This window comes from Pseudomonas sp. WC2 (assembly GCF_050586545.1).
Lineage (GTDB): Bacteria > Pseudomonadota > Gammaproteobacteria > Pseudomonadales > Pseudomonadaceae > Aquipseudomonas.
On sequence record NZ_JBOBDR010000010.1, the window covers coordinates 121,277 to 132,528 of the forward strand.

Annotated in this window: 10 protein-coding genes; 5 read left to right on the plus strand and 5 right to left on the minus strand. The window is 56.7% G+C overall.

Features of this window, described 5'->3' with window-relative positions:
• Nucleotides 1-9: 9 nt before the first annotated feature.
• Nucleotides 10-1,113, minus strand: coding sequence for a DNA polymerase III subunit beta (gene dnaN, locus ACQ4OE_RS14370; RefSeq protein ID WP_053125301.1), 1,104 nt, complete (start codon nucleotides 1,111-1,113; stop codon nucleotides 10-12).
• 39 nt (nucleotides 1,114-1,152) lie between these two features.
• Nucleotides 1,153-2,679: a chromosomal replication initiator protein DnaA gene (gene dnaA / locus ACQ4OE_RS14375; protein ID WP_430947006.1), complete on the minus strand. Its 1,527-nt coding sequence runs from the start codon at nucleotides 2,677-2,679 to the stop codon at nucleotides 1,153-1,155.
• A 566-nt stretch (nucleotides 2,680-3,245) separates the two neighbouring features.
• Between dnaA and rpmH the strand changes: the two genes are divergently transcribed.
• The 5 genes from rpmH (at nucleotide 3,246) to mnmE (ending at nucleotide 7,168) form a co-directional block, all read left to right on the plus strand.
• On the plus strand, nucleotides 3,246-3,380 hold the full coding sequence (gene rpmH / locus ACQ4OE_RS14380; protein WP_003213577.1) for a 50S ribosomal protein L34: 135 nt from the start codon (nucleotides 3,246-3,248) through the stop codon (nucleotides 3,378-3,380).
• A gap of 16 nt (nucleotides 3,381-3,396) precedes the next feature.
• Nucleotides 3,397-3,798, plus strand: coding sequence for a ribonuclease P protein component (rnpA, locus tag ACQ4OE_RS14385; RefSeq protein ID WP_016984072.1), 402 nt, complete (start codon nucleotides 3,397-3,399; stop codon nucleotides 3,796-3,798).
• The gene (yidD, locus tag ACQ4OE_RS14390) at nucleotides 3,791-4,036 is read left to right on the plus strand and encodes a membrane protein insertion efficiency factor YidD (protein WP_010465488.1); all 246 of its coding nucleotides are present in this window, start codon (nucleotides 3,791-3,793) and stop codon (nucleotides 4,034-4,036) included. The genes rnpA and yidD overlap by 8 nt, the downstream gene beginning before the upstream one ends.
• Nucleotides 4,037-4,038: 2 nt before the next feature.
• Nucleotides 4,039-5,718: a membrane protein insertase YidC gene (gene yidC / locus ACQ4OE_RS14395; protein ID WP_122593040.1), complete on the plus strand. Its 1,680-nt coding sequence runs from the start codon at nucleotides 4,039-4,041 to the stop codon at nucleotides 5,716-5,718.
• A 79-nt stretch (nucleotides 5,719-5,797) separates the two neighbouring features.
• Entirely contained in the window at nucleotides 5,798-7,168 is a 1,371-nt protein-coding gene (mnmE, locus tag ACQ4OE_RS14400; RefSeq protein WP_430947007.1) for a tRNA uridine-5-carboxymethylaminomethyl(34) synthesis GTPase MnmE, read from the plus strand.
• A 43-nt stretch (nucleotides 7,169-7,211) separates the two neighbouring features.
• Here mnmE and ACQ4OE_RS14405 read toward each other — a convergent pair whose 3' ends face one another.
• From ACQ4OE_RS14405 to ACQ4OE_RS14415, 3 genes are all read right to left on the minus strand, one after another.
• Nucleotides 7,212-9,647, minus strand: a complete 2,436-nt coding sequence (locus ACQ4OE_RS14405; RefSeq protein WP_430947008.1) for a TonB-dependent siderophore receptor — start codon at nucleotides 9,645-9,647, stop codon at nucleotides 7,212-7,214.
• Between the two features lie 119 nt (nucleotides 9,648-9,766).
• A complete protein-coding gene (locus ACQ4OE_RS14410) occupies nucleotides 9,767-10,714 on the minus strand; it encodes a FecR domain-containing protein (RefSeq protein WP_430947009.1) in 948 nt (315 codons plus the stop codon).
• Nucleotides 10,714-11,220, minus strand: coding sequence for a sigma-70 family RNA polymerase sigma factor (locus ACQ4OE_RS14415; RefSeq protein WP_430947010.1), 507 nt, complete (start codon nucleotides 11,218-11,220; stop codon nucleotides 10,714-10,716). Before ACQ4OE_RS14415 ends, ACQ4OE_RS14410 begins: the two co-directional genes overlap by 1 nt.
• Nucleotides 11,221-11,252 lie beyond the last annotated feature (32 nt).

Here is an 11,252-nt window from a genome sequence, read left to right on the forward strand (position 1 = left end):
GTCAGCTGATTACAGACGCATCGGCATGACAACGTAAGCCGAATCGTCATTGTCGGACTCCTGCACCAGCGCACTACTGTTGGAGTCGGACAGGATCAGACGAACCTGCTCGGTGGTCATCACGCCCAGCACGTCGAGCAAGTAGCTCACGTTGAAGCCGATTTCCAGCGAACCGCCGTTGTATTCAACGCCCACTTCTTCTTCCGCTTCCTCCTGCTCCGGGTTGTTCGCCTGGATTTTCAGTTGACCGTTGGCCAGTTGCAGACGAATACCACGGTACTTCTCGTTGGATAGAATCGCGGTACGGCTGAACGCTTCACGCAACGCTTGGCGATCGCCCAGTACCAGCTTGTCGCCGCCCTTGGGCAGAACGCGCTCGTAGTCCGGGAACTTGCCGTCGACCAGTTTCGAGGTGAAGGTGAATTCGCCGGTGGTCGCGCGGATGTGATGCTGACCCAGGACGATGCTGACATTGCCATCCGGCTCAGTGAGCAGACGCGCCAGTTCAAGGATACCTTTGCGCGGGACGATCACTTGGTGGCGATCCGGCTGGCCGATATCGGCTTTCATCGAGCACATGGCCAGACGGTGACCGTCGGTGGCCACGGCGCGGATGATGCCTTCGGACACTTCCAGCAGCATGCCGTTGAGGTAATAACGCACGTCCTGCTGGGCCATGGCGAAGCTGGTGCGTTCGATCAAACGACGCAGTTTGCTTTGCTCGAGGCTGCAGGTCAGCGAACCCGGGCCTTCTTCAACCGTTGGGAAGTCGTTGGCAGGCAGGGTCGACAGGGTGAAACGGCTACGGCCGGCCTTAACCACCAGCTTCTGCTCATCAACCTTGATGTCGATCAGCGCATCGTTGGGCAGGCTTTTGCAGATGTCCATCAGCTTGCGCGCAGGCACGGTGATGGAACCTGTTTCAGCCGGCTCCTCAAGTTGCACACGACCGACCAGCTCGACTTCCAGGTCGGTACCGGTCAGCGACAGTTGCTGGCCTTCGACTACCAACAGCACGTTGGACAGTACCGGCAAGGTCTGTCGACGCTCGACGACGCCTGCGACCAGTTGCAGGGGTTTCAACAGGGCTTCGCGTTGAATGGTGAAATGCATGGTCTAGTCCCTTGCCTTAATAAGCTGCGCTGGTGTTCATCAAGTGGTCAGTGTACGCAGCAGGTTCTTGTAGTCCTCGCGGATGTCCGCGTCGGATTCCTTAAGTTCGTTGATCTTGCGGCAGGCGTGCAAAACGGTGGTGTGGTCACGGCCGCCAAACACATCGCCAATTTCCGGCAGGCTGTGGTTGGTCAGTTCCTTGGACAACGCCATGGCCACCTGACGCGGACGTGCGACCGAGCGCGAACGACGCTTGGACAGCAAGTCGGAGATCTTGATCTTGTAGTACTCGGCGACGGTGCGCTGAATGTTATCCACAGAGACCAGTTTGTCCTGCAACGCCAACAGGTCTTTCAGGGATTCGCGAATCAACTCGATGGTGATGTCGCGACCCATGAAGTGCGAGTGGGCGATCACGCGTTTCAGCGCACCTTCCAGCTCACGGACGTTGGAGCGAATACGTTGGGCGATGAAGAACGCGGCGTCGTGCGGCAAGTCGACTTTGGCCTGGTCGGCCTTCTTCATCAAGATCGCCACGCGGGTTTCCAGTTCCGGCGGCTCGACGGCAACCGTCAGGCCCCAGCCGAAGCGAGATTTGAGGCGTTCTTCGAGGCCTTCGATTTCTTTCGGGTAGCGGTCACTGGTGAGAATGACCTGCTGGCCACCTTCAAGCAGGGCGTTGAAGGTGTGGAAAAACTCTTCCTGCGAACGCTCTTTACGGGCGAAGAACTGAATGTCATCGATGAGCAGCGCATCTACCGAACGATAGAAACGCTTGAACTCGTTGATCGCATTCAGCTGCAGCGCCTTGACCATGTCGGCCACGAAACGCTCGGAATGCAGGTACACGACCTTGGCATTCGGGTTCTTCTTTAATAGGTGGTTACCCACCGCATGCATCAAGTGAGTTTTACCCAGGCCAACCCCACCATAAAGGAAAAGTGGGTTGTAGCCGTGCTTCGGGTTGTCCGCCACCTGCCAGGCCGCCGCGCGGGCGAGCTGGTTGGATTTACCTTCGACGAAATTCTCGAAGGTGAAGGTACGGTTCAGGTAGCTGGTGTGCTTGAGCGCACCTTCTACCTGCACGGTACGTTGCTCGGCCCGCACCGGGGCCTGCTGCGAAGCGGCGCCGGACATCGGATCGAAACTGTCGCGAGACGGTTCATCGCTGACTTCCGGACTTTTCTGCGTCGAGCGCTTGGCTGCCGGTGCGGGCGTCTGCGCAGGTGCCGAGGCGTTTGCCGGAGCAGCATTGGCCTGCGCCTGGGAAGCTTGCGCTGCCGCCAGTGGCGCATTGGGTGCGGCACGCGGTGCCGAGCTGCGTTTGCTGCCTATTAATAAGGAAAGCGCAGGCGCCATGCCGTTGCCGTGCTCATCCAGCAGTTCAAGGACACGTCCCAGGTACTTTTCGTTGACCCAGTCCAGCACAAAACGGTTCGGTGCGTAGACGCGCAACTCGTCGCCTTCGGCTTCGACCTGTAGTGGACGGATCCAGGTGTTGAATTGTTGGGCTGGCAGCTCTTCGCGCAAAAGCTCAACGCACTGCTGCCAAAGTTCCACTGACACGGATATCCCCTAAGTTGAAAGCCGGTGAGGCAAAAACAAGCGGCCATTGTAGCGGCGAGCCGTCCACTTATCCACATGCAGGTTGCTCGTGGAACATGATTTATCAATGCCTTAACCACCAAGAAAGCGACCAACGGTGTGTGAATAAGCTCTGTGGATAACCCCCTCTAAGGGCATTGGACAACTGGGGGTTGATCTCGGTGGATAACCAGCCTGTGGATAACCGGCCATTCCACTCACAGGTTATCCGACAGCGCAGCACAGGCTGACCACGGTTTTCCACTGTAGTTGTCATTCTCTGTACACCCTGTGAAATATGGCGTGAGACGACTTATCCACAGACAGGGCCGCTCCTAGCTTTAACAAGCTTTACAAAAAAGCTTTAAATAATTCCCTTCTTTATTTTTATGTATGGCGAGCGGGTGATCAGTCGACGAACACCTTGAGATCTATTTATAAGGAAACGCTGGTTGGAAATTGACCTGAACGCTTGCTTTCTCTAGAATCCCCGGTCTCTTAAAACGGGGGCCATTCCGGCCCGTTGTGGACGAACCAGGTAACACGACATGAAACGTACTTTCCAACCAAGCACTATCAAACGCGCTCGTACCCACGGTTTCCGTGCTCGCATGGCTACCAAGAACGGTCGCGCAGTCCTGTCGCGTCGTCGCGCCAAAGGTCGTGCGCGTCTGGCAGTTTGATAATCCGGTACTGGAGGTGAGTCAGGACTTCAGTCGGGAAAAGCGTCTGCTTACCCCCCGGCATTTCAAGGCAGTCTTTGACTCCCCTACCGGCAAGGTTCCGGGGAAAAATCTCCTGCTCCTTGCACGCAACAACGATCTTGATCACCCCCGTCTCGGGCTGGTGATCGGGAAGAAGAGCGTAAAGCTCTCCGTTGAGCGCAATCGCCTCAAACGTTTGATGCGCGAATCATTCCGTCTGCACCAGGATTCACTGGTCGGTTGGGATATCGTTATCGTCGCGCGCAAAGGTCTGGGCGATGTAGAAAACCCCGAATTGATTCAGCATTTCGGCAAGCTCTGGAAGCGTCTGGCACGCAGCAAGCCAGTTCCAGAAGTCAAAACCGAAACTGTAGGGGTAGACAGTACTGATGCGTAAACTGGCCCTCGTTCCGATCCAGTTTTATCGCTATGCCATTAGTCCTTTGATGGCCAGCCACTGTCGTTTCTACCCCAGTTGTTCCTGCTACGCGTATGAAGCCATTGAAAATCATGGCCTTCTGCGCGGTGGCTGGCTGACCTTTCGTCGTTTAGGTCGCTGTCATCCGTGGAATCCCGGTGGTTATGACCCGGTTCCACCTATCCCTACCTCCCGTTCTTCTTCGATGGCCGAGTAATCATGGATATCAAACGCACGATCCTGATCGTCGCCCTGGCAATCGTGGCCTACGTTATGGTCCTTAAATGGAACCAGGACTACGGTCAGGCTGCCCTGCCGACTCAGAATGTTGCTTCCAGTACGACTACATCCGGTTTGCCGGACACCGCCACTGGCAATAATGCTGCCGCCAGTGACGATATTCCGCGCGCCGCTAGCGATACCAGCGCACCTGCCGAAACGCCGGTAGCCGCCAGCAAGGATCTGATCCAGATCAAAACCGATGTGCTCGATCTCGCGATCGATCCACAAGGTGGTGATGTTGCTCAACTGACCTTGCCTTTGTATCCACGTCGTCAGGATCGTCCTGATGTTCCGTTCCAGCTGTTCGATAACGGCGGCGAACGTGTTTATCTGGCCCAAAGCGGTCTGATCGGCACCAATGGCCCGGATGCAAATCCGGCCGGTCGTCCGGTCTACTCTGCGGAGAAGAAGACTTATCAACTGGCTGACGGTCAGGACCAACTGGTCGTAGACCTGAAGTTCAGCAAGGACGGCGTCAATTACATCAAGCGTTTCACCCTGAAACGCGGCCTGTATGACGTAGCTGTTTCCTACATTGTGGATAACCAGAGCGCTCAGCCCTGGAACGGCGCCATGTTTGCTCAGTTGAAGCGTGATAACAGCGCTGATCCTTCGTCCACCACTGCTACTGGCACCGCGACTTACCTGGGCGCCGCCCTGTGGACAAGTTCGGAGCCGTACAAGAAAGTGTCCATGAAGGACATGGACAAGGCACAGCTGAAAGAAACCGTCACCGGTGGTTGGGTAGCCTGGCTGCAACACTACTTCGTGACCGCGTGGATCCCGGCCAAGGGCGAAAACAACGTCGTCCAGACCCGTAAAGACAGCAAAGGCAACTACATCATCGGTTACACCGGTCCTACATTGACCGCTGCCCCGGGTGCCAAGGTTGAAACTAGCGCTGTGCTGTACGCCGGTCCGAAAAGCCAGGCTGTGCTGAAAGAGTTGTCCCCAGGTCTGGAACTGACCGTCGACTACGGCATCTTGTGGTTCATTGCCCAGCCAATCTTCTGGTTGCTGCAACATATCCACGCGATCGTTGGTAACTGGGGCTGGTCGATCATCTTCCTGACCATGCTGATCAAGGGTCTTTTCTTCCCTCTGTCGGCCGCCAGCTACAAATCGATGGCGCGCATGCGTGCCGTTGCGCCGAAACTGGCTGCACTGAAAGAACAACATGGCGATGACCGGCAGAAAATGTCGCAAGCCATGATGGAGCTGTACAAGAAAGAGAAGATCAATCCGCTGGGCGGCTGCTTGCCGATCCTCGTGCAGATGCCGGTTTTCCTTTCGCTGTACTGGGTTCTGCTGGAAAGCGTGGAAATGCGCCAAGCGCCGTTCATGCTGTGGATCACTGACCTGTCGATCAAGGATCCGTTCTTCATTCTGCCGATCATCATGGGCGCAACCATGTTCATCCAGCAGCAGCTGAACCCGACTCCGCCGGATCCGATGCAGGCGAAGGTCATGAAAATGATGCCAATCATCTTCACCTTCTTCTTCCTGTGGTTCCCGGCTGGTCTGGTGCTGTACTGGGTTGTGAACAACTGCCTGTCCATCACCCAACAGTGGTACATCACACGTAAGATCGAACGGGCTACCAAAGCAGCCGCTTGATTTACACTGTGGATAACCACTCAAAACGCCCCCTAGTGGGGCGTTTTGCTATCTGTCATTTTTGTCTGGATTCCGGTTAATGAGCGTACCTCGTGAAACCATCGCCGCCGTCGCCACTGCTCAAGGCCGTGGGGGTGTGGGCATCGTCCGTATTTCCGGGCCGTTAGCCAGTGTTGCGGCGAAAGCCATCAGCGGCCGCGAACTGAAACCGCGTTACGCCCATTACGGCCCGTTTTTCACCGACGACAATCAGGTGCTCGACGAAGGTCTGGCGCTGTATTTCCCGGGACCGAACTCGTTCACCGGTGAAGACGTGCTGGAACTGCAAGGCCACGGCGGCCCGATCGTTCTGGACATGTTGCTCAAACGCTGCCTGGAACTCGGCTGCCGCTTGGCGCGCCCGGGCGAATTCAGCGAACGCGCCTTCCTCAATGACAAACTCGACCTGGCCCAGGCCGAGGCGATTGCCGATTTGATCGAAGCCAGTTCTGCACAGGCTGCGCGCAATGCGCTGCGTTCTCTGCAAGGCGCGTTTTCCCAGCGTGTGCATAACCTGACCGAACAGTTGATCGCTCTGCGCATCTACGTCGAAGCCGCTATCGACTTCCCGGAAGAAGAAATCGACTTCCTCGCCGATGGCCATGTGCTGAGCATGCTCGACAAAGTGCGTGATGAATTATCCACAGTGCTGCGCGAAGCTGGGCAGGGAGCGTTGTTGCGCGATGGCATGACGGTGGTGATTGCCGGTCGGCCGAATGCCGGCAAGTCCAGCCTGCTGAATGCGTTGGCCGGTCGTGAAGCCGCCATCGTTACCGAAATTGCCGGCACCACTCGCGACATCCTGCGCGAACATATCCACATCGACGGCATGCCGCTGCACGTTGTCGATACGGCCGGTCTGCGCGATACCGATGATCATGTGGAAAAGATCGGCGTTGAACGGGCATTGAAAGCCATTGGCGAGGCTGATCGGGTGTTGCTGGTAGTGGACGCCACTGCGCCGGAAGCGCTCGATCCGTTTGCCCTGTGGCCAGAATTCCTCGAAACCCGACCGGACCCGGCGAAAGTTACGCTCATTCGCAATAAGGCCGATCTGACGGGCGAAGCCATTGTTCTGGAAACCAGCGAAGACGGGCACGTGACGATCAGCCTCAGCGCTAAGTCAGCCGGTGAAGGTCTGGACTTACTGCGCGACCATCTCAAGGCGTGCATGGGTTACGAGCAAACCTCGGAAAGCAGTTTCAGTGCACGACGCCGACATCTGGAGGCTTTGCGCCACGCCAGTGCGGCACTGGAACACGGCCGCGCCCAGCTGACCTTGGCTGGCGCTGGCGAGTTACTGGCTGAGGATTTGCGCCAGGCCCAGCATTCTCTTGGCGAAATCACCGGGGCCTTCAGCTCTGATGACCTGCTCGGACGGATCTTCTCAAGTTTCTGTATCGGCAAATGACAGATGGGGCTGTGGACAATTTATCCACAGCCCCTTTTTCGTTTTACCAGTTGTAGGAAACCGTACCGAGCAGGGTGCGATCTTCACCCCAATAGCAACGACCCGCGTCGTTGCAACCCGACACATATTCCTTGTCGAACAGGTTCTTTGCATTCAGGTCGATGCTCCAGTGCGTATCGATCTGATAACCGATAGCCGCATCCACCAAGGTGACATCGCCGGCATCTAGCTTTCCGTAGAGAGAAGGCGAGGTGTAAGCGAAGGCACTGTCGAAATAACGCACACCGCCACCCACATACAAACCTTTCAAGTCGCCATCGAGGAAACGATATTTCGCCCAGACCGAAGCCTGATTACGCGGCACGCCGGTCATTTGATGGCCTTTGACCAATGACGTTGCGGCATCCTTGGTAATGCGCGCATCGGTGTAGGTGTAGGCCGCCGTGACGTTGAGGTTCTGCGTCAGGTTGCTGTTGAGCTCCAGTTCCACACCCTTGGAGCGGCTCTCTCCAACCTGGCGATAGCTCGATGTGGTGGCGTCGAAGTAGGTGTCGTCCTTTTTGCGCAGGTCATACACCGACGCCGTAAACGCGGTGTCCCAGCCGATCGGTTCGTACTTCAGGCCCACTTCATATTGGCTGCTGGTGATCGGATCGAGTGGCGCGCCGGCGTTGGAAATCTGCTGCACCGGCACGAACGAGGTGGAGTAACTGACATACGGCGTCATGCCGTTGTCGAACTGGTACATCACCCCGCCCTGATAGGTGAATTTCTTGTCCTCGGAGCTGATGTCACTGGACTGGGCCACTTTGTCGCGGAAATCACTGTCGACCCAGTCCTGTCGGCCACCGAGCAAGAACAACCATTGGTCGTACTTGCTCTGGATCTGTGCATAAACCCCTTTCATCTGTTGTTCAAGCAAGGTGTTTTGCACCGCAATCGGTGTGGTCGGGTCGCGCAGGTACACCGGGTTATACACATCGATCGGCCCGACGATGCCGGCGTTCCAGTCCTGATTAAAGGAGGTGCGGTCGTAGCTGGCGCCGAACAACACCGTGTTCTCCAGACCACCGACCTGGAATTTGCCTTCCAGTTGGTTATCCAGCGAATACACCATCGATTTGTTGAAGCGATCGTACGCCGTCATGTTCAGGCGTGTGCCAAACCCTGCGTTGTTGAGGTTGCCCGGCCAGGTCTCGTGGCGGTTAATGCGCGACTGCATGTAGCGCGAGTTCTGCCGGAACTGCCAATCGTCGTTGAACGCGTGGCTGAACTCGTAACCGGTGCTCCAGGTTTCCCGTTCGAATGTGTTCCAGTCAGGGTCACCGAGCATAGTGCCTTTGGATAACTTGCCGTTGGGATTGCTCAGCAATGTTCCGGCGGCCGGCAGGCCAAGTTCCATGTTGGTGTGATCCTTCTGGTAGTTAGCCAGCAGGGTCAGCGTGTTGAAATCGTCGAAATTCAGAGTCAGCGATGGCGCGATGTAGATTCGGTCGTCCGGGACGTGATCGGTCTGGGTGTCCGACTGGCGCCCAAGCATCACCACTCGTCCAAGGACATTGCCGCTGTCATTGAGTGGTCCAGAGACATCAACGCCGATCTGCCGACGATTGTTTGAGCCATAACCCAATTGCACTTCGCCTTGCGGTGCGGCAGTCGGGCGTTTGCTGACCAGATTGACCAGACCGCCGGGTGCGTTTTCCCCATACAGCAGAGAAGACGGGCCGCGGAAAATCTCGACGCGCTCCAGTCCGTAGGGCTCGGTGCTAGTGTCATAGCGGTTGCCCTGTACGCGTAGTCCATCGCGCAATAGACCGTAGCCGTAATCGGTGGCATTGAAACCGCGAATGTAGAACAGGTCGCCGGCGAGGCTGTCGCCAGCAGCAAACGGTGGGGCAAAGATCCCCGGCACGTAGCCGAGCACCTCGGTGAGAGTCTGAGATTTCTGATCTTTCATGCGCTGGGCGGTGACGACTGACACGGAACGCGGCGTTTCCGACAACGGTGTACTGGTTTTCGTACCGATCCGGCTGTTCTGCGCCTTGTACCCGACGTCGGCGGCGTAATCCAGGTTCATCGGGTTGGCCAATTGACCGTTGATGTTGGTCGGGGCCAGTTCCAGTGAATCGCCGTTGGGTACTGCCTGCAGAATGTAACTGCCCGGCGCCTGCGGTACGGCTTGCAAACCCGAGCCTTGCAGCAGTTGGGCGAATCCCTGGTCGACGGTGAAGTTGCCGTTCAACCCGACGCTGCGTAAACGGCTGGTCTGTTGCGGCGAGAAGGACAGAATCACGTTAGCGGCAGCGGCGAACTGGCTGAGTGCATTGTCCAGCGGGCCGGCCGCGATGGCGTAGCGCTGGGCCGCCGTCGCGGCAAAGGCGCTTTGGGTCAGAACCAAGCAGGAAGCAGCGCTGGTCATCAGTAGGCTGTAAGCAACGCAGTGATAGGAAAAACGCTGACGAAACGTGGGAAGACGCATGTGTGGATAAGCCCTGAAGGTGGCAAAGAGCCGCGTATATCGCGATTACCTGTAGGGCCGGGTCAGGGCAAAAAAAGATAACCCGATTGTCGATTTATTTTCCCCAGGTGAAATTTCGTTCAAGCGTTGTGGCTGATCGAGACCCAGTAACGGGTGAAATAACGCACGTTGATCGGCAGCGATGCCTGAAGATTGGCCAGGACTGCATCGGTGGAGTTGAGGCGGAATGTCCCGGAGACCCGAAGCTCCCGGGCTCGCGCGTCGCAATGCAAAACGCCGCTGCGATAACGGCCCAATTCTTCAATCACATCGCCCAAGCGTGCATCGAGAACGATCAATTGGCCGTTGATCCACGCCACTTCCGAGGGTTTGAACGGATGAATGAGGCCTATGTGCTGACGATCAAAATCAGCACCTTCGCCTGCCTGCAAGATTGTTGCGGCCGTTGAAGTATCACCGGGCTGAACACTGACCCGGTCCTCCAGCACTCCAACACGGGTAGAGTCCGATAGCTGGTGGACGGAGAAACGGGTGCCCAACGCTTGTATCCGGCCATCCCGGGTTTCGACAAAAAAGGGCCGTTGATCGCCAAGCTTGCCGGTTTTAATCAGGATCTCGCCCGAGCGCAGGCGAATCAGCCGCTGTGCCGGGTCGAAAGACACATCAATGGCAGTGTCGGTGTTGAGTTGAATCTGGCTGCCATCCGCCAATGTGATGTTGCGACGCTGGCCAACGCCGGTTTTATAGTCGGCCAAGATATTTCCCAAGGAAGTGTGTTGCTGAACATTCCAACCTACAAACCCTGTCCCCGCAGCGAGCAGCAACAATTTCAGCACTTGGCGACGTTGCTGACCGTTATTCAACGCGCGACGTTTCAGATCTTGCGGCAGCGTGCCGAGGTGGCGCTGCAATTGTTCCATCTGATTCCAGGCCGCCAGATTCGCTGGATCGCTATCTATCCACAGCTGCCAGGCTTTCTGTTCGGCGAGAGTCGGCGGCTCAGCCTGAAACTGCACGTACCAACTGGCGGCGGTTTCGAAAATCTGGCGATTGGGGGCGATGGCCATCAACGTTGCGCCATGGTCAGGGCACATTCCGTCAGGGCGCGGATCATGTGCTTCTTCACGGTGGTCAGTGAAACCTTTAACTGCGAAGCAATCTGTTGATAAGTCAGGCCATCGATCTGCGACAGCTTGAAAATCTGTTGGCTCCTGGCACCGAGACCGGCCAAGGCTTTATCCACAGCGACCAGGGTTTCGATGATCAGCGCCTTGTCTTCCTCGCTGATGGCGGTGGCTTCCGGTCGCGCCGCCAAGGTCTGCAAATAGGCAACTTCGATGGCCTGCCTTTTATAACGATCGATGACAAGACCGCGTGCAATGGTTGCCAGGTAATCCCGTGGCTCACGAATCTGTGCGGCATTACGCGCCGCCAGAATCCGCACAAACGTGTCATGCGCCACATCGGCTGCATCGCAGGCGTCATGCAGCTTCCCTTTCAGCCATCCATAGAGCCACGAATGGTGTTGCTCGTAGATTTGCTCAATCGCAGCAGTGTGAGCGGGTAGGGACATAGGAAAAGTGGGCGAGTTAATGATAATGCCTA

Coding starts and splice junctions, on each gene's coding strand:
- dnaN (WP_053125301.1), bottom strand. CDS start 1,113: ATGCATTTCACCATTCAACGCGAAGCCCTGTTGAAACCCCTGCAACTG.
- rpmH (WP_003213577.1), top strand. CDS start 3,246: ATGAAACGTACTTTCCAACCAAGCACTATCAAACGCGCTCGTACCCAC.
- yidD (WP_010465488.1), top strand. CDS start 3,791: ATGCGTAAACTGGCCCTCGTTCCGATCCAGTTTTATCGCTATGCCATT.
- yidC (WP_122593040.1), top strand. CDS start 4,039: ATGGATATCAAACGCACGATCCTGATCGTCGCCCTGGCAATCGTGGCC.
- mnmE (WP_430947007.1), top strand. CDS start 5,798: ATGAGCGTACCTCGTGAAACCATCGCCGCCGTCGCCACTGCTCAAGGC.
- ACQ4OE_RS14405 (WP_430947008.1), bottom strand. CDS start 9,647: ATGCGTCTTCCCACGTTTCGTCAGCGTTTTTCCTATCACTGCGTTGCT.
- ACQ4OE_RS14410 (WP_430947009.1), bottom strand. CDS start 10,714: ATGGCCATCGCCCCCAATCGCCAGATTTTCGAAACCGCCGCCAGTTGG.
- ACQ4OE_RS14415 (WP_430947010.1), bottom strand. CDS start 11,220: ATGTCCCTACCCGCTCACACTGCTGCGATTGAGCAAATCTACGAGCAA.